This window comes from Dokdonella ginsengisoli (assembly GCF_042652785.1).
Lineage (GTDB): Bacteria > Pseudomonadota > Gammaproteobacteria > Xanthomonadales > Rhodanobacteraceae > Dokdonella_A > Dokdonella_A ginsengisoli.
Genome location: NZ_JBHSHD010000003.1, coordinates 123,552 through 141,814, shown reverse-complemented (window position 1 = coordinate 141,814; position 18,263 = coordinate 123,552). Strand labels below are relative to the sequence as shown.

At 66.2% G+C, this 18,263-nt stretch carries 15 protein-coding genes; 8 read left to right on the top strand and 7 right to left on the bottom strand.

The genetic code is table 11. From position 1 onward, the window contains the following. Positions 1 to 34: 34 nt before the first annotated feature. Positions 35 to 454, top strand: coding sequence for a YciI family protein (locus ACFO6Q_RS02750; RefSeq protein ID WP_380018978.1), 420 nt, complete (start codon positions 35 to 37; stop codon positions 452 to 454). Positions 455 to 480: 26 nt separating this feature from the next. Beyond that, positions 481 to 903 (top strand): VOC family protein, encoded by a 423-nt coding sequence (locus tag ACFO6Q_RS02745; RefSeq protein WP_380018977.1) that lies wholly within the window; start codon positions 481 to 483, stop codon positions 901 to 903. Between the two features lie 237 nt (positions 904 to 1,140). Here ACFO6Q_RS02745 and pgm read toward each other — a convergent pair whose 3' ends face one another. The 5 genes from pgm to ACFO6Q_RS02720 form a co-directional block, all read right to left on the bottom strand. Continuing rightward, positions 1,141 to 2,793, bottom strand: a complete 1,653-nt coding sequence (pgm, locus tag ACFO6Q_RS02740; RefSeq protein ID WP_380018976.1) for a phosphoglucomutase (alpha-D-glucose-1,6-bisphosphate-dependent) — start codon at positions 2,791 to 2,793, stop codon at positions 1,141 to 1,143. Further along, a complete protein-coding gene (gene pgi / locus ACFO6Q_RS02735; RefSeq protein ID WP_380018974.1) occupies positions 2,790 to 4,445 on the bottom strand; it encodes a glucose-6-phosphate isomerase in 1,656 nt (551 codons plus the stop codon). The genes pgm and pgi overlap by 4 nt, the downstream gene beginning before the upstream one ends. Continuing rightward, positions 4,445 to 5,536: a transaldolase gene (gene tal, locus ACFO6Q_RS02730; RefSeq protein ID WP_380018973.1), complete on the bottom strand. Its 1,092-nt coding sequence runs from the start codon at positions 5,534 to 5,536 to the stop codon at positions 4,445 to 4,447. The genes pgi and tal overlap by 1 nt, the downstream gene beginning before the upstream one ends. A gap of 96 nt (positions 5,537 to 5,632) precedes the next feature. Beyond that, positions 5,633 to 6,472, bottom strand: a complete 840-nt coding sequence (locus tag ACFO6Q_RS02725) for a DUF6923 family protein (protein WP_380018972.1) — start codon at positions 6,470 to 6,472, stop codon at positions 5,633 to 5,635. 329 nt (positions 6,473 to 6,801) lie between these two features. Beyond that, positions 6,802 to 7,050, bottom strand: coding sequence for a hypothetical protein (locus tag ACFO6Q_RS02720; protein ID WP_380018971.1), 249 nt, complete (start codon positions 7,048 to 7,050; stop codon positions 6,802 to 6,804). Positions 7,051 to 7,370: 320 nt separating this feature from the next. On the opposite strand from ACFO6Q_RS02720, the gene ACFO6Q_RS02715 reads away from it, so the two are divergent. Then, positions 7,371 to 8,120, top strand: a complete 750-nt coding sequence (locus ACFO6Q_RS02715; protein ID WP_380018970.1) for an SEL1-like repeat protein — start codon at positions 7,371 to 7,373, stop codon at positions 8,118 to 8,120. Positions 8,121 to 8,235: 115 nt separating this feature from the next. Here the strand turns inward: ACFO6Q_RS02715 and ACFO6Q_RS02710 are convergent, their stop codons facing one another. Further along, the gene (locus tag ACFO6Q_RS02710; protein ID WP_380018968.1) at positions 8,236 to 8,502 is read right to left on the bottom strand and encodes a hypothetical protein; all 267 of its coding nucleotides are present in this window, start codon (positions 8,500 to 8,502) and stop codon (positions 8,236 to 8,238) included. 235 nt (positions 8,503 to 8,737) lie between these two features. On the opposite strand from ACFO6Q_RS02710, the gene ACFO6Q_RS02705 reads away from it, so the two are divergent. Next, a complete protein-coding gene (locus ACFO6Q_RS02705) occupies positions 8,738 to 9,079 on the top strand; it encodes a hypothetical protein (RefSeq protein WP_380018966.1) in 342 nt (113 codons plus the stop codon). Between the two features lie 48 nt (positions 9,080 to 9,127). On the opposite strand, the gene ACFO6Q_RS02700 is transcribed toward ACFO6Q_RS02705, so the two are convergent. Continuing rightward, positions 9,128 to 10,045 (bottom strand): hypothetical protein, encoded by a 918-nt coding sequence (locus tag ACFO6Q_RS02700; RefSeq protein ID WP_380018965.1) that lies wholly within the window; start codon positions 10,043 to 10,045, stop codon positions 9,128 to 9,130. A 459-nt stretch (positions 10,046 to 10,504) separates the two neighbouring features. Here ACFO6Q_RS02700 and ACFO6Q_RS02695 point away from each other — a divergent pair, with 459 nt between their 5' ends. The 4 genes from ACFO6Q_RS02695 to ACFO6Q_RS02680 all read left to right on the top strand — a co-directional run bounded on the left by ACFO6Q_RS02695 (position 10,505) and on the right by ACFO6Q_RS02680 (position 18,231). Next, positions 10,505 to 11,605, top strand: coding sequence for a hypothetical protein (locus ACFO6Q_RS02695; protein ID WP_380018964.1), 1,101 nt, complete (start codon positions 10,505 to 10,507; stop codon positions 11,603 to 11,605). Between the two features lie 316 nt (positions 11,606 to 11,921). Then, positions 11,922 to 14,630 carry a serine/threonine protein kinase gene (locus ACFO6Q_RS02690; RefSeq protein ID WP_380018962.1) on the top strand — a complete coding sequence of 903 codons (2,709 nt, stop codon included), beginning with the start codon at positions 11,922 to 11,924 and terminating at the stop codon, positions 14,628 to 14,630. A 1,463-nt stretch (positions 14,631 to 16,093) separates the two neighbouring features. Beyond that, positions 16,094 to 16,327, top strand: a complete 234-nt coding sequence (locus tag ACFO6Q_RS02685; RefSeq protein ID WP_380018961.1) for a helix-turn-helix transcriptional regulator — start codon at positions 16,094 to 16,096, stop codon at positions 16,325 to 16,327. A gap of 149 nt (positions 16,328 to 16,476) precedes the next feature. Beyond that, a complete protein-coding gene (locus tag ACFO6Q_RS02680; protein ID WP_380018960.1) occupies positions 16,477 to 18,231 on the top strand; it encodes a hypothetical protein in 1,755 nt (584 codons plus the stop codon). Positions 18,232 to 18,263 lie beyond the last annotated feature (32 nt).

Here is an 18,263-nt window from a genome sequence, read left to right as displayed (position 1 = left end):
CGCCGTGACCCGCTCACACCCGAGGAGAGGCGACATGCGATTCATGGTGATCGTGAAGGCGAACCAGGATACCGAAGCCGGCGTGATGCCGAGCGAGCAGATGCTGGCTGCGATGGGCAAGTACAACGAGGAACTGGTCAAGGCCGGCGTGATGCTGGCCGGCGAGGGGCTGCACCCGAGCTCGAAGGGCGTGCGCGTCGGCTTCGGCGCGGACGGCAAGCGCACCGTCGTCGACGGCCCGTTCGCCGAGACCAAGGAACTCATTGCCGGCTTCTGGCTGTGGCAGGTGCGCTCGCGCGAAGAAGCGATCGAGTGGATCAAGCGCGCGCCGTTCGAGCCGGGCGACGTGATCGAGATCCGCCAGGTGTTCGAGGCCGAGGACTTCGGCGCCGAGTTCACGCCCGAGCTGCGCGAGCAGGAAGAGCGCCTGCGCGAACAGATTGCCGCGCGCTGACCCGAACCGACGCACAGGACAATCCGATGAAGCTCACGACCTATCTCAATTTCGACGGCAACACGCGCGAGGCTTTCGAGTTCTACGCCGGCCTGCTCGGCGGCCGCATCGTCGCGATGATGACCTACGGCGAAACGCCCGGCTGCGAGGACATGGCCGAAGCCGATCGCGGCAAGATCATGCACGCGCGCCTGGAGATCGGCGGCGACGCGCTGATGGCCACCGACAGCACGCCGCAGTACCCGTACCACCGGATCCGCTGTGCCTACGTCGTGTTCGACGCCGACAGCTCGGCGGACGCCGAGCGCATCTTCGCCGCGCTGTCGGCCGGCGGCGAAGTGGAGATGCCGATGCAGGAAACCTTCTGGGCGCACCGCTACGGCATCACCGTCGACCGCTTCGGCGTGCCGTGGATGATCAATCACGCCAAGCCGATGCCGGCGGGGTGAGGACGCCTTCCGGGAGGGCGCCCGCGAGCACTCGAGGTCATGCCCGCGAACGCGGGCATCGATTGGGATGCCGCCGCGGTCTGACATACATCTTGGCGAGTCCCGCAAAGCAATCTCTCGCAGAGGCGCAGAGACGCGAAGAAAAGAAGTTCTTTCTCTCCGCGTCTCTGCGTCTCTGCGAGAAAATCTCTCCTGGACTCCCGCAAGGTCATGCCGCGATCACGGGCACGCGATTCCTCAAGAACTCGTCAGCGCTTCGTCGACCATCCCCTGCGCCTCGCGCAGCAGTTCGCCCAGGTGCGCCTCGTCGCGGAAACTCTCGGCGTAGATCTTGTAGATGTTCTCGGTGCCGGACGGACGCGCCGCGAACCAGCCGTTCGGCGCGACGACCTTGATGCCGCCGATCGCCGCACCGTTGCCCGGTGCGCGGTCGAGCACCGCTTCGATCTTCTCGCCGGCCAGCGAATCGGAGCGAACTTCGGCCGGCGACAGCTTCGACAGCCGCTTCTTCTGCTCCGGCGTCGCCGGCGCGTCGATGCGGCTCGCGTGCGAGACGCCCAGTTCCGCGGTGATCCGTGCGTAGCACTCGCCCGGGTCGTGGCCGCTGCGCGCAGTGATCTCGGCCGACAGCAGGGCGGCGGCGATGCCGTCCTTGTCGGTACTCCAGGCGCGGCCGTCGCGGCACAGGAAGGACGCGCCGGCGCTTTCCTCGCAGCCGAAGCCGAGCGAGCCGTCGGCGAGCCCGTCGACGAACCACTTGAAGCCGACCGGCGTCTCGTACAGCCGCCGTCCGAGGCGCGTGGCGACGCGGTCGATGAGCGCGCTGCTGACCGCGGTCTTGCCGATGCCGGCGTCGGCGCGCCACTGCGGGCGGTGCCGCAGCAGGTAGTCCGCCATCACGGTGAGGTAGTGGTTGGCCGGCATCAGCCCGACGCTGCGCGCGACGACGCCGTGGCGGTCGTGGTCGGTATCGCAGGCGAAGGCGACGTCGTAGCGGTCCTTCAGGTCGATCAGGCCGCGCATTGCGTACTTGGACGACGGATCCATGCGGATGCGGCCGTCCCAGTCCAGCGTCATGAAGGCGAAGGCCGGGTCGACGCACTCGTTCAGCACGTCCAGGGCGATGTGATGGCGCTCGGCGATGCGCGCCCAGTAGCGCACGCCGGCACCGCCGAGCGGGTCGACGGCGAGCCTCGGCGCGGCGGCGCGGATCGCTTCGAAGTCGATCACCTCGGCGAGGCCGTCGACGTAGCGGCCGAGGAAGTCGTATTCGTGCGTCGTCGCGGCCTTGCGCGCCTGCGCGAACGGCAGGCGGCGCACTTCGCGCAGGCCGCCGGCGATCAGCGCGTTCGCGCGCGCCTCGATCGCCGAGGTCAGGTGCGTGTCGGCCGGGCCGCCGTTGGGCGGGTTGTACTTGAAGCCGCCGTCGCCGGGCGGATTGTGCGAGGGCGTGACGACGATGCCGTCGGAAAGGCCGCCTTCGCGGCCGCGGTTGTACGCCAGGATCGCCTGCGACACGGCCGGTGTCGGCACGTACTCGCCGTCCAGGGAAATCCTCGTCTCGACGCCGTTCGCGGCCAGCACCTCGAGCGCGGACTCGAACGCCGGCGCCGACAGCGCATGGGTGTCGATGCCGATGAACAGCGGCCCATCGACGCCGCGTGCGCGGCGCGATTCGCAGATCGCCTGGGTGATGGCGAGCACGTGGCTCTCGTTGAAGCTGGCCTCGAGCGAACTGCCGCGATGGCCGGAGGTGCCGAACGCGACGCGCTGCGCGGCCGTCGCCGGATCGGGCTTCAGGGCGTAGTACGCGTCGACCAGCGCGGCGACGTCGACCCGCGGCGCTTCGGTGGCCGGGTGTCCGGCGAGCGGCGAGATTGCGGCGCTCACGGTGCGCTCCGGCGCGCCCGGTAGCGGCGGATCAGCGCATTGGTGGAGCTGTCGTGCGCGAGTTCCGGTTCTTCCTTGCCCGCCAGTTCCGCCGCGGTGGTCTTCGCCAGCGCCTTGCCCAGCTCGACGCCCCACTGGTCGAACGAGTCGATGTCCCAGATCGCGCCCTGCACGAACACGGTGTGCTCGTACAGCGCAACCAGCGCGCCGAGCGCGTGCGGTGTCAGGCGGTCGGCGAGGATCGTGCTGCTCGGCCGGTTGCCCTCGAACACGCGATGCGGCACCAGCGCCGCCGGCGTGCCTTCGGCGCGCACCTCGTCGGCGGTCTTGCCGAAGGCCAGCGCCTCGCTCTGCGCGAACAGGTTGGCGATCAGCAGGTCGTGCTGGTCGCCGAGCGGCGCCAGCGCGTCGCAGAAGCCGATGAAGTCGCAGGCGATGCCGCGCGTACCCTGATGGATCAGCTGATAGAACGAGTGCTGGCCGTTGGTGCCGGGCTCGCCCCAGTACACCGGGCCGGTGGCGTAGTCCACGCGCACGCCGTCGCGCGTCACGCTCTTGCCGTTGCTCTCCATCGTCAGTTGCTGCAGGTAGGCCGGGAAGCGCTTGAGGTACTGCTCGTACGGCAGCACGGCGACGCTGTCGAGTCCGAGGAAATTGGTGTTCCACACGCCGATCAGGCCCATCAGCGCCGGCAGGTTGCGCTCGAACGGCGCATGGCGGAAATGCTCGTCCATCGCGCGGAAACCGGCGAGCAGGTCGCCGAACGCGTCGGCGCCGATCGCCAGCATCGTCGACAGCCCGATCGCCGAGTCCATCGAGTAGCGGCCGCCGACCCAGTCCCAGAAGCCGAACATGTTGGCGGTGTCGATGCCGAACTTGGCCACTTCCTGCGCGTTGGTCGACACCGCGACGAAGTGCCGGGCGACCGCCGCTTCGTCGCCGCCGAACGCGGCCAGCGACCAGCGGCGCGCGGCATGCGCGTTGGCGAGCGTTTCCAGCGTGGTGAAGGTCTTGGAGCAGACGATGAACAGGGTTTCGCGCGGATCGAGGTCGCGCGTGGCTTCGACGAAATCGACGCCGTCGACGTTGGAGACGAAGCGGAACGTCAGCTCGCGCCGGCTGTAGTGGCGCAGCGCCTCGTAGGCCATCACCGGCCCGAGATCGGAGCCGCCGATGCCGATGTTGACGACGGCGCGGACCGGCCGCCCGTCGTGGCCTTTCCACTCGCCGCCGCGCACGCGTTCGGCGAACGCGGCCATGCGCGCGAGCACGCCGTGCACTTCCGGCACCACGTCGACGCCGTCCACGTCGACGACCACGCCGGCCGGCGCGCGCAGCGCCGTGTGCAGCACCGCGCGGTGTTCGGTGGTGTTGATGCGTTCGCCGCGGAACATCGCCTCGATGCGTTCGCGCAGGCCGGCCGCGTCGGCGAGTTCGCGCAGCAGGCGCAGGGTGTCGTCGTCGACGCGCTGCTTGGAGTAGTCGAGGTAGAGCCCGGCGGCCTCGGCGGCCAGACGCTCGCCGCGCGCGGGATCGGCGGCGAAAAATTCGCGCAGGTGAAGCTGCGCGCAGCGCTCGGCGTGGGCCTGCAGGGCGCGCCACTGCGGGCGCGCGGTCAGTCCGGGCCGCGCCGGAGGCGTGCGGTCGTTCATCAGGCGGCCCGCTGCGGTCCGAGGTCGGCGCTCTTGTCGGCGATGCGCTGCATCAGCTGGCGCCAGGACTTCACGAACGCCTGCGCGCCTTCGCCCTGCAGGCGCGCCGCGAGCGCCTCCACGTCGACGCCGGCCTGCGCGAACTCGGCGAGCACCGCGTCCGCGTCGCCGCCGTCGGCCGGCATCGCGCCCTTGATCTCGCCGTGCTCGGTGAGCGCGTGCAGCGTCTTCTCGGGCATCGTGTCGATCGTGTCCGGCGCGGCGAAGGCCTCGACGTAGAGCGTGGCGCGCGCGTTCGGATCCTTCACGCCGGTGCTGGCCCACAGCAGGCGCTGCTGGCGCGCGCCGGCGGCGGCGAGCGCGGCCCAGCGCGCGCTCGCGTGCAGTTCGCGGTACGCCACGTAGGTGCGCCGTCCGATCGCGATGCCGAGCCGGTTGTGCAGCGCGGCCGGCACCCCGTCCGCCACGGCGCGGTCCCAGCGGCTGACGAACACGGAGGCGACCGAGCGCACCTGCGGATCGAGCCCGGCGGCGACGCGCCGTTCGATGCCGCGCAGGTAGGCCTCGGCGGCCGCGAGGTAGTGTTCGCGGGAGAACAGCAGGGTCACGTTGACCGGCACGCCGGCGTAGATGGTTTCCTCGATCGCGGCGATGCCGGCCGCGGTGCCCGGGATCTTCACGAACAGGTTCGGACGCGCGGCCTGGGCGTGGATCGCCTTCGCCGCCTCGACCGTGCCGGCGGCATCGTCGGCGAGCAGCGGCGAGACCTCCATCGAGACCCAGCCGTCCTCGCCGCGGCTGGCCTCGAAGATCGGACGGAACTGATCCGCGGCGCGGCGCAGGTCCTCCAGCGCCAGCTCGGTGAACAGCGCTTCGCCGGCGAGGCCGGCGCGGGCCTTCTGCGCGATTCCGGCGTCGTAGGCGGCGGTGCGGGCGATCGCCTCGTCGAAGATCGTCGGGTTGGAGGTCAGGCCGGTAACCGAGAGTTCGGTGATGTAGCGCTGCAGCGTGCCGTCGTCGAGCATCTCGCGGGTGATGTTGTCGAGCCAGAGGCTCTGGCCGATTTCGTGCAAAAGGCGGGTGGGTTTCATGCCCCGACGATACACCGAGCTGCCGGTGCGCCAAAGCGGGCCCGCAGGGGCGCGCCGCGGCGCGCGGGAGACGGCACGTCCGTGTGCCGGGATCGTTCAGGGGCCGGCTTCGAAGCCGTTGCAGAAGATCGTGTCGCCGGTGCGGCAGGTGGCGGGAATGGCCAGGCCGACGAGGTCGACTTCGTCCTGGTCCACGTGCGGCACGTCGATCAGGGTCGCCTGGCCGGTGGTCTTGTCGACCCGGTACACGCCGTTGCCGGCGAATTCGAGATTGGAGAAGTACAGCGTTCCGCTCGATGGATCGAACGCCAGCCCCGAGGTGAACAGCGCGTTGACGCCGAGCGGGCCGACCACCGAGGAGGCGCCGGTGACCTTGTCGATCCTGACCAGGTTGTCGTTCTGCTGCTCGATCCCGTAGAGCTGTCCGTCCGCGTCGACGGCGATCGCGGTGATGTTGATGGGGGTGGCGAGTCCGGAAACCGCGGCCACGAACGTCGTCGCGCCCGTCGCCGGGTCGATGGTCGACAATTGTTCGCCGAAATCGCCTCCGATCCAGTACAGCGTCTGCGTGGTCGGATCGACGGTCATGCCCCAGATGTCGTCGGTCGGGCTGGGCGCGTCGGAAATCCGCGCCAGCGCGCCGGTCGCGACGTCGATCGTGTAGAAGCCGCTGTCGCCCAGCGCGTACAGCTTGCCGCCGAGGAAGCCGGTGCCCCAGATCGTGGCTCCGTTCGGCGATGGTCCGATCGGCGTCACGCTGCCGGGAGCGTTGAAATCGAGCGAGACGAGCGTGCTGGTCTCGTTTCTCGTCACGATGGCGTAGCCGTTCACGACGCTGCCCGCCGGCACCTGCGGTGCGGCGGACGCCGTGGCCGGCAGGGCGGTGGCGAGGCTGGTCAGTGCGGCGAGGGCGAAGCCCCGGATCGTCCGCGGCAATCGGCGTGCGAGAGGTTCGCCGAATCCGCATGCGGTTCGTGTCCATTCCATGATGCATGTCTCCAGTCAGGGGTGAGCGTGGAGACTCGACCTTGGCAGGCGGTCGGAGGACCGTCCATTAGGGTCATCCATAGGTGCATCGCTCGCGATCCCGCCGCCGGGCCGCCGATGTCCGCCGCGCGCGGGCGGGTATGGCAGCCGCTGCGACACGGCGAATGGCGGCGCACGGCGACGACGGGCGAGCCGGGCAACGAGCGCTGCGGGAAACGGGAGCGCCGACGGCGCAGCGGGGGAGACACGAAAATTTTCAATCGCCGGTGCCGCGTGCGTCAGGACCGCAATGCGGCGCGGCGCGCCTTGAAGCGCTCCAGCGCGGCCTGCAGCTCGAGGCTGCGTTCATGCAGCGCCTTGAACTGCGCGCGCGAGCGGATCACCGCATGCATCAGCTGCGCACGCTGCAGCAGATCGTCGTGGCGGCGCATCTGGCCGGGCTTGCACAGGTGCGCGCACGCCGCCTTGGCGCGTTCGAGCACGGCGACGGCGGTCATCACGTCGCGGGCGGCATTCTGGGTCGGCATGGCGATTCCTCGGTGAACACCGTCGCCGGAGCGGCGGCGGCAGAGGGGGTTACGTCGTCCGGTGCGGAAAACTGCCAAGGCGCAGGCCGGCAGAGGTGCGGAGCCGCCCGCCGCGCGGCGGAAGATGAAGAATGTCTTAAGTACGAATAAGTTCGTGATTTATGCGCAGAGGCTTGCTAGGATCGCTGCGCCGCGGTCGACATGGCGCGTGGCCTTCGCCGATGGCACCCGCTGCGCGCCATCGGCCCTCGCGACGAACCGGCCCCGACCCCACGGCGTTTCCCAGGGGCCCTGTGCGGCCTCGTCACGAGGAGGCGGTCATGAAAGCGATTCCTTTTGCCTTGCTGTTCGGTATTTCATTCGCCATGGGAATGGCGAATGCGGCGAGCGGAGTGCCCAGCGACGATCCGAAGATCGTCAACAACGAGTCCTTCATTCGCGCCCATCCCGATCTGCGCTACCGCCGGTCCGGCATGGAGGCTTACGAGCGCCAGCGCTTCGGCGATGCCTATGGATACTTCCGCGATGCGTCGCGCTACGCCGACAAGACTTCGCAGGCGATGGTCGCCGAGATGTTGTGGAAGGGCGAGGGCGTGACGCAGGATCGGCCGCTGGCCTATGCCTGGATGGACCTGGCCGCGGAGCGCAAGTATCCCTCGCTGATCGTGCTGCGCGAGCGCTACTGGTCGCAGATGGGTGAGGCCGAGCGCGCGCGTGCCGTCGAGATCGGCCAGAAGGTCTACGCCGAGTACGCCGACGACGTCTCCAAGCCGAGGCTCGAGCGCGAACTCCTGCGTGGACGCAACCAGGCCACCGGCAGCCGTCTCGGCCGCGTGGGCACGCTGTCGCTGCCGAGCCAGATCCACGTGCCCAAGCAGCAGCCGCAGTTCGAGGGAAGGAAGGTGGAGGCGCTCGGCACCTTCAGCAACTTCATCGACGGCTCGAAGTATTACGCCGCGGAGTACTGGGAGCCGCAGGCGTACTGGAAGTGGCAGGACACGCAGTGGCAGCAGCTGGGCGACGGAATCGTCATCGTCGGCGCGCCGCAGGGCGTGGGCAAGATGAACTGAGCGAATCCGTCGGGCGTTCGCCGGGCCCGCGCCGTTCGCGCGAGCCCGGCGGAACCTGCCGTTCCGGGCGCGAGGGCGCCTGGAACGGCAGGGCGATGCACCGAATCCTCCGTTCTCAAGGCGCAATCGGCGGCAGGTGGGGCTCGTAGCCGCCCACGGCGCGCTGCATCGACTGGACGAGCAGGTCTCGCTCGTTGGCCGGGATGTCCCCGAGCAGGGACGGGTAGTCCTGCCACATCCTGGCTGTCGACTCGGCCCACGCGGCGTGGAGCGCGGCCGGGTTGGGGTGGCTGGAAAGCAGTGCCCTGAGCAAGGCCTGCACCACGATCCGCTCGCCCATGTTCTGAATCTCGTAGATCCGCCACTCCTGTTCTCCAGCCATTCTTTTCTCCGGTCGCGCAAGGTTTGAGAGGGGGTGCAAGCCTACCGCGATCGTGGCCGGCTTCGGGTGGTCTGTGCACTCCTTTTGCTGCGGCGCGTGTCCCGGGGCGCGTTCTCCGTGCGTGTCGATGCGCCGTGCGGAAGCGGCTGCGACGGCCGGCAGGGTGGCGTGGAGTTCACATTGGCTGAATCCTCCCCGCGCCTAGAATGCGCCGCCGCTCTACGGGAGGAGAAACATGAAGCTGTTGGCTTGGGGTGTACCGATGGTCGTGGCGGTCTCGTTGTCCGGATGCGCGGATCCCGCCCAGGTTCGGGCCGAGAACCGCGCTGCGGACCGGCAGCGCTGCGCGGACTACGGCTATCAGGAGGGAACCGACGCCTTCGCGACCTGCATGGAGCGCTCGGACGAGAAAAGGGAATACGCGGAGCAACGGGCGGAGGACCGCAAGGCCCGCATACGCGAACTCGCCCTGAAGCGGAGCGGCGACGAACGCTACCCGATCTGCAGCGCGGCCACGCCCAACGTGGAACTGGACGTGGAAGGGTTCTGGTACGCCGAGGGTTGCCGGGCGCGGTGAAGAAAAGCACCGTGCAGGGCACGGTGCTGCATCACTGCAGGTTCCGTTTCAGTTGTTCATCCTGGGAATCTTGCAGGTCAGCTTCTCGCCGTTCCACGTGCAGGACATCGTGGAAACTCCCCCGCCTCCGACGAGGGTGATTCCCACGGAGTCCCTGAGATATTTCTCGTACGTCCGGGGATCCGCTCCGCCATAACCGTAATTGCCCGAATATTCGTCGGTATTGGCTTCGACGATGGGCGTCAGGCCGTCGGGCTGTCTGGCGGAATTCTTGACGAATTCGAATTGCTGCGTCGTATAGTCGAATTTCATTACGATGCTGGTTCCGTCCTTGAACGAGAACTTGATGAGCAGGGTATTGGAGAAATTCGTGAAATGAGCTCTCGCGGCGGCGCCGGCTGCGGCTAGAAATTGCTGGATGGGAGAAAAGAATCGCGAGATGTCGTTGAACAGGGAGGTTCGGGCGGGATAGTCCCGGATGACGTTGTATACACTGCCGTCGTTGGCGTAGTTCTGGTCGTTGTCTCCGGAATTGACCTCAAAATCGTATCTCGAGCCTGGGTAGTTCGCGTTCCTGGCCTGGATGAACGCCAGTATTTTTGGCCACGCATCCGCCATCGCGGAATCGAGCGGTATTTCCGCAACTTCCAGTGGCTTGTCGAGCGGGCACGCGCCCTGCGTGGAGCCGGTGGCTGGTTCGCCGAGGTCATCCGTGTCGGATGATGAAGAGTCGGCAGCGAATTCTCCGCCGGAGCCTTCGACGACATTGCCGGGACAGGTCACGGAGAATCGATAAATCACTCCGGACGAATAGCTGAATATCCTGTGTGTTCCTTTGCCTTGAGTTTGGGCGCGGGACATCATCCGGGAATAGCTGCATCCCTCGCAAGCGATGTCCGTTGCTCCAGCCGCCGGGGAGGCAAGAAATGAAGCCAGGAAAAGTCCAACGACAAAAGATCCATTCATTGCTTTTGGTCTCCGTACCATGGGTAAAGCAAGCTCGAGAATATGATTACGCCGGGGAGTATCGAGCGTTCCTTATGCCAGAGCTTGCGATTGTGCAGGCTGTCGCAAGCAAGTGGACGATCTCTTCGCGGGATGGTCAACGCCCCGAAAGGGCGCTTGTGACTTCGTTCACGCATGCCTGAAAGGGCTCGTCGCCGAGCAGGAAGGGAGCCGAGGCGGCGGGAGAGCGCGGAACTGCCGGCGCCGTAGCCCTGTGATCGACGGCAGCCTCTGCGATCGGAGAGGTCGCTCATTGCGCTTCAGGTACGGGCGAGTTGACCCCGAGGCTGGGTCGTACCTGATGCTGCCGGGGCATGGTGAAGTGGGCCTCGGTCTGTGAGGGGCTGCGCAGTTTCCTCGGAGGGCGCCAGAGATTATTGTAGAAGTGCAATTTGCCACTTTCCAACAGGGGGAATAGTGATGCGTACTCTTGCCGTGCTGCTATTGGCTGTCGTCGCTTTCGCAGGGCATCCGACGATCGCGCAAGCCGACGTTCAATCGGACATCAATGCCGCGTGCCTGACAGGGGGAACCGTGCAGATGCCTCCGGCAGTGACGGTCACCACCACGCTGAACCTGGTTTGCGATCCCGGCACGACTCCGCTCACGCTCAAGGGCGCTCCCACGGTCATCACCTGCCAGACGGGCGCTGCGCCTTGCCTGAAGGTGGGCAGCAACGCGGCGGACAACGGCAGCCGGCTCAACCTCAAGGTGCGTGATGTCCATCTGGTCGGCCCCGGACGCGCCGTCGTGGGATCGGAAGGTATTCGCGTGCTACCCACGGCGGATGATTCTGCGTTCGATGGTCTCAAGATCGACGGGTTCGAAAAGGGCATGCGCCTCATCGGTGGCGACATCCTCCTGATCGGTGTCCGCGTGTCGAACTCCGACATCTCTTCCATCTGGAACCCGTCGGTCGACACCGCCGTGCATCTGGACGGAAGGGTGGCGAACATCTACTTCACGAGCTTTGCCTTGAACGGATGGCGTCGAGTCATTCTTTCGGACGGCCCTGGCGGTACCGGAGCGTCGGCATCGTTTACGCACGGCCGCCTGAACAGCACGTGGAATCCCGGCACTGCGGCGGTGTACGTCGAGAGCAGCGACGGCGTCGCTCATGAGCTGCTGCTCTCCGACATCGAGGACTGGGAGACTGCATGTCCCTACGTCGAAATCGGGCACGGAGGTCGCGTTGCAATCAACGGCGTGGCGTTCTGGTCAGATCCGCAGCAGTCCGGCATCAGGCCGGGGATCATCGTCGGCAACACGCCGACGGCAGTCTCGTGGCTTCGCATGAGCAACGTGAACGTGACCCACTGCTCCGGTGAAGGCAATCTGGTGACGGTCAACAGCCCTTCCACCTTCACCACGATCACCGGGTCGGATCTGACCGGGCGCGTGCAGTTCAACGCTGCCGGCCAGGCGTCTTTCACGGGCAATCGTTTCCTCGGATCGAGCTGCCTGAACGGCACTTTGACTGGCGTTCGGGCAGCCGCCAACGTCAATTGCGCGGATCGCTGAGGCAGGGCCGGCACCCGGAGCTTGCGCAGTGCGGGGCCTTTGCCTTGGGCGGTGCACTAGGCGCTGGTGCGGCTTCGTCGCTCATCGGTCCTTCGGCTTGTTCTCGTGCAGGGCGCGAACAGCGGCAAGCATCTCCGCTCCGGAGCCGGTGGCCCGGCGCTCATATCCTTCCTTGCGCGTCGCACCGTAAGCGACGGGAGGCCCGCCCGGCCCCCCGGGGCGCTCCGGACGCCTCTTCATCGACGAGCAATGCCCGTCTTTCGCCCCGAATTCCGATTTTCCCCCGGTCCATCCCGATCCGCTACCGACTTCCCTCATGTCGACGCCCAACTCCGCCCTCGACTGGCCATTGCTCGAACGGCAACTCGACGCGATCCTGGATCTGCCGCTGGAGCAGCGCGCGACGCGCCTGGCCGAACTGCTCGACACCGCCGAATCCGCGCATGCCCGCGCCCTGCGCCAATGGCTGGCCGACATCGAGCGGGCGGAACAGGATCCGCTGGCGCATACCCACGACGGCGAGCGCGTCGGCCCCTGGCGCGCCCTGCACCGGCTGGGCCGCGGCGGCATGGGCGACGTATGGATGGCCGAACGCAGCGACGGCACCTACGAAAAGCGCGTGGCGATCAAGTTCCTGTACGGCGACACGCCGCAACTGCGCGCGCGGCTGGAGATGGAGCGCCACCTGCTCGCGCAGCTGCAGCACCCCAACATCCCCCGCCTCATCGACGGCGGCGTGACGGCGGGCGGGCAGCCCTATCTCGTCACCGACTTCGTCGAGGGCCTGCCGCTGGATGCGTGGAGCCGGACCGCCCAGGCGGCGGACTTCGACGCGCGCATCGGCGTCTTCCGCCAGGTGGCCGCCGCCGTGGCCCATGCGCACGCGCATTCGGTCGCGCATCGCGACATCAAGCCGAACAACGTCCTGGTCGATCGCGACGGCCATGCGCATCTGCTCGACTTCGGCATCGCGCGCCTGCTCAACGAGGAACGCCGGGCGGACACCATGCAGCCGCTGACGCTCGAATACGCCTCGCCCGAGCAGGTCCGCAACGGCCAGGCCAGCGTGCGCACCGACCTCTACGGCCTCGGCGCGCTGCTCTACTTCCTCATCGCGAGGAAGCCGCCGTTCGACTTCCACAACCTGTCGATCGCCACGTGCGTGAAACGCATCGGCGAAGACCTGCCGGTACCGCCGAGCACGGCCGGCGACGCCCCGGATCTGCCGCGCGAGCTGATCGCCGATCTCGACGCCATCGCGCTGAAGGCCCTGGCCAAGTCGCCGGACGACCGCTACGCCAACGTCGAGGACATGCTGCGGGATCTGGACGATGCGTTCGCACACCGCCCCATCCGGGCGCGCACGCTGGACGGCGGCCTGTATCGCGTGCGGCGCTTCGTCCGCCGCAACGCGCTGGCGCTGGGCGTCTCCGCGGCCATCGGACTGAGCCTGGCGGCGGGGATCGTAGTGGCGCTGTGGCAGGCGCGCCTCGCATCCGAGCAGCGCGACGCCGCGCAGGCGGCGCGCGCGGTGGCGGAAACCGAGCAGGCCAATGCGCAGGCGCAGGCCGCGCGTTCGGACATGACCGTCGACTTTCTGCTCTCGGTGCTCGGATCGGCCGCACCGAACAACGAGGCGATCAAGATCGACGATCTGCTGGCGCTGGCGGCGCAGCGCGTCACGAAAGAAGCCAAAAACCGTCCGGACCTCTTTCCCCTTCTTCTCGACACCCTCAAGCAGGCCTATGGGCAGCGCGGCAACTGGCAGGCATTCGAACAGTTTCTGCTTCCGTTGCTTACCGACCCGAAGAATGATTTTCCGCCTTCGGTCAGCGCCGAGCTGGCCTGTTCGCTCGCCGGCGTGGAGTGGAACCTCTACAAGTGGGACGAGGCGCGCCGCTGGACCGAAACGGGCCTGCAGCACCTGGCGGCGCTGGCGCCCGATCAGGCTCGCGAGGCTCGGGCGAGCTGCCAGCACGTCCTGGTCAGCCTCGATGTTCAATCGGGCAAGCTCGACCGGGCGCTGGAGTTCTATCGCCAGGCGGTTGCCGATATGGGCAGCGCGCCGAGCGACACGCGCAAGAATGCGCGGACCTACGGCGAATACGCCGAGACGCTGACCCTGGTGGACAAGCCCGTCGAAGCGCGCGCCCTGTTCCGCAAGGCGATCGACATGTATACCCGCCTCGGGCGCGAGGGCAGCGCCGATGCGATGGGCTTGTGGGGCCAGATGGCGTATTGCACCTCCCGCGTCGGCTTCCCCTTGCCGGCATCGGACGAGATGCGGCGCGGCGTTGAACTGAACCTGCAGGCCACCGGGCCTACCGACAACATCGCCGTGATGCTGGTCGGCCAGGCGCAAATCGCGCTGGACCTCGCGCGCCCGCAGGACGCCGCCGCCTTGCTGGAGCGGTCGCAGACCATGGTCCGCGACCATGCGCCGAAGCAGATGGAGCGCTTCGGCGTCTATTGGTCGATTCTGCGCATACGCCTGGCGGGGTTCGCGGGGCAGGAAGCCGAGCGGATCGCGAAGATCGCCCAAGCACGCGACGTGCTCGACAGCCTAAAGTTGCCACCGGAAAATCCCCTGCGACGCTCGGTGCGAGAAGTCGAAATAACCAGCTCGACCACGGCCAAGGCATCCAGTCCGCAAGAGTTGTTCGATCGGTTCGAGCGCGCGGAACACCAATTGCGTGAATTGGGCAGCTTGTCGAAACCGGTGCTGTCCAAGACGATGCTCGGCGGCGCCGAAGCGGCGCTCGACGTCGGCAAGACCGATCTCGCCGTGAAGAAGGTCGAGGAGGCGCGCGAATTCTATCTGGCCATCGCCGACACCGAGGGCTGGCAGTTCGCCGTCTGCGACGCCATCCTGGCGTTCAGCGACTGGCAGGGCGGCAAGGACCGGCAACTCGCACGCGCCAACCTCGATCGCGCCGTTGCGCGCTTGCAGGCAGCGCTTGGCTCCGATCATCCTCGGGTCCTGCAGTGGCAAGCTCGCATGCGTCGGCTCGACGCCCCTGCGTAGGCGCTATGGCAGCGTTTCCGGAGAGGAAATCACTTCCATTCACGCGAATAACGTGCCGCCCAGGCGGGCGCCGGCAAGCGATCGAGACGGCAGTGTACCTGCTTCGGAATTCTCAGTAGGTGGAAGTGCTTTGCCAAACGGCTTTGCGCGAAGCTTTGTACGAAAACCATGATGCTAGTTTGGTTCAACTGACTAACGCAAAGCCCCGCCTAGCGCGGGGTTTTTCTTTTGGACGAGAGGAGAATGCTGTCGCAGTTCAGGCAACGCTGGAGGCCAGGGAGGGGCCAAGAGATCATGATGGGGCTGAAGCCTATAGAGAATGCTCTTCCGCATCTTGGGCAGCGCCAGAAGGACACGTAGGCGAAGTTTGCGATGAACAGGCCGGCGAAGATCCATGTGATCGACGGATCTTCCGCGTACGACCCGTCAAGCAGCGGAGCTACGACAAACACTATGAGTACTAGCGTCCAGCGAGCCAGCCGAAAATTCCGCGACTCGGTCGCCGAGATGGCTTGCGGAAGGCGTTGAGAGTCAGTCACGGCTCGTTCTGGGGCGAGGAACACGCCAGCGTAGGCGTTCTAGGAATGGTAATACCATTCGCATCCTCGTCAGATCCGCCGGACGTCACGCGTCGGCACGATGGCGTTGAGACATTGCACTACGTCGCCCCGCCGTACGTGCACGAAACGCGGAGCGAGAAGGTACGCAGGACCGTCACGCGGAAGGCGTACCAGCACGAGATGGCAGGCAGCGACCACCTCGCGCTTGCGACGACGCTGCCAGGCATTCGCGTTTGTGAGGTAGCGCGCGCAGGACGCGGCGAGTTCACGTACTGCGACGTTGATGAGACGGTCAGCCCGGCTGCAGGTTCAAATCACGCCCCCGCTACCACCAGTAGCGTTGTTGCAAGCCAAGATCAAACGGGCGCCATACGGGCACCATGTCAGCAGAGCGCTAACGGGTCGCGAAGGATTGAGCTAAGCGGGGACTCAACCGAAAAGAAAAGCTAAGGAATTGATATATTGAGATTATTTTGATCGCTGTCTCGAACCGTACTCACGATCCTACTCACAATTCATATTGCTACCCCTGTCGCACGTAGCTCCGCAGGAGTTGGAGTCACTTACCGTTTGCGTCGGCGCCAGCGAAGGCGGCGCGGAGAGGGGAGTGTCTGCGTGTGTCTACGCAACGCTGCACCGCGAACATCTCGCGACGATGGTCGAATTTGGCGAGTAGGCGCGGAGTGCCGGCAGCGCGGGTTTCTTGCCTACTGGCGCTTTCCGTCTGCGGCCTGACCCAAACAACATTGCACCTCAATGTACTGGTGCCCGAAGTCGCCAGCGGATGTACTTATGTCCGAGGACGTCCGGCGTGCACGATGACTCCGAGGACGTCCGGTTAGTCACGCAGGGCGTACCGAGCGACGTTCGGGAATTGAGGCCGCGGCGCGGCAGGAGATGAGTGTGAGCACAACAATCGCAAGCGAGCGACTGATCGATATCGACGAGGTTGGTCAGATCCTCGGGTTGGCGCGGAGCCGGATCTACGAACTGGGCCGGACCCACGGACTTCGGCCGGTCAAGATTGGGCGATCCAGCCGATGGCTCGATCGCGAAGTTCACGCGCTGCTCGCCGCGTTGGTTGCGTCGCGCGGCGCCGACGCGCCGTCCGGGAGTCCGGCGCCGCTAGCGGCTTAGCGCACCAGGGATCGAAACGAGCCGGCGCAACGCTGGCGCCAATGGCGCACGGATCGCGCCGAGCAGTATCCGCGCGCGGGCTCCTTCGTCGGAAAACGAAGAAGCCCGCCGGACGGCAATCCGAGCGGGCTTCGAATGGAACCTACGACGTGAATTCTACTCATCTCGCTTCCGCGAGTGCAACAAATGCTTCTCACGTGCTGGCGAGTCCATTGCCGGATGGTCACTACACCGTAGCAATTAACGATGTCGGTCACTATACGCAGGATGCTGGCGTGCACGTGCTCGACATCGAATTCCGAGTCATCGAAGGCGAGCACCTCGGGCGAGCGTTCTTCGAAACGATTCCGCTCGATCGGAATAGTCGCGATCCACTCCGCGGCCCGTGGTACACGTTGTGGCGAATCGCTCGGGCGATCAATGTTCCAACATGGGACACCATATCGCCGACTGACGACCCGATTGGTCAACTCGCTGCAGGAAACCCTTGCCAGGCGACAATCAAAACGGGGCAGCCGACGACGTACGAGCCGACCGTCGCCAGCCACAGGTATCCACCGGCGCCACCAGCCGCCTCAGCGCTCGTAGCAAGTGCTGAGCCGGTCGAACGCAAAATCCCGTCTCTGGACCGATTGCCTGATTTCACCACCGCGCCGCCGGGGATTCTCGGTGACATCGCGCGATGGGTAACCGAGACCTCGCATCGTCCCCAGCCGCTCCTTTCGCCGCTAGCTGCCTTGTCGTTCTGCGCAGCGGCGCTCGGCAATCTGTGGCGTGGCCCGACAGGGCTGTCGTCGAATCTCTACCTCACGATCGTAGGGCCTTCAGGGGGTGGAAAGGATCACGTCCTCCGAGCCCCCAGGCTTCTGCTCCAGGCATGCGAACTGGACGGCTTGTGCGGGGGCAGCGACATTGCTTCGGGTGCCGGCCTTATCGCGCGTATCGTCGACTCTCCCAACACCGTGTACGCCCTCGACGAGTGGGGGCACTATCTCGCCGCGATGGCAGACCCGAGATTTGGCGGGCATCATCGTGAGGTAGCGAAGTATTTGCTCCAGCTCTCCGGGCGTCTGCATCCCGTATTCGGCGGGAAAGACTACGCTCAACGAACCGACGCATCGAAGAAAACCGCACGGTTCCCATGCGTGAACTTGCTAGGAGCTACAACCCCGAGCACCTACTACGACGCACTAACTCTCGGCCAAGTGCGGGATGGATTTCTCGGCCGCATGATCGTCGTGGAGGCGGCCGGTGTGCCGGCAAAGATCAAACGGCCGATGTCCGACGCGGTTCCATCAAAGTTCGTTGAATGGGCGGCGGCGATTCGGAGCGCGGCGCACGCCAGCCCGAGGAATCTTAGCCTCGCCGGCTGCATCCCTTCGGCGCCGAGAGTCGTGAATTTCACCGACGCACGAGCCGAAGCCATTCTCGACGAATTTGATGACTACGCCGACTCTGAGCGTGTACGACTAGCTGCAGACGGTGACGGCTTCGACAACCTCGTCGTGCGCTGGCACGAGCAAGCCCTGAAGCTCGCGCTTGTCGCTGCCGCAGCGCTAGATCCAATCGAGCCGAAGATCACGCAAGCGGCAGCGCAGTGGTCCTGCGATTTTGTGAAGTTCCACGGCGCGCGTTCAGTATGTACCGTACGCGAGCGTGTGACCGGGTCGGAATTTGAGCGAAAAGTACGAGACTGCATGATGGCACTACGCGCGGCCGGCCGCGGCGGGTACACATTGACGACTATGTGTCGTAGATCGCAAGCCTTCCGAAGGCTCAACCCCAAGGAGCGGATCGAGATTCTCAACCACCTGCAGGATATCGGCGAAGCACGGCAGCAGCCGTCCGCGACTGAGCGGACGATGACCTGGTACGCGGCCGAGTTCGCCCCGCCCCCGCCATGAGGGTTGCGTCGATCGGATACACCGGTTTGCAC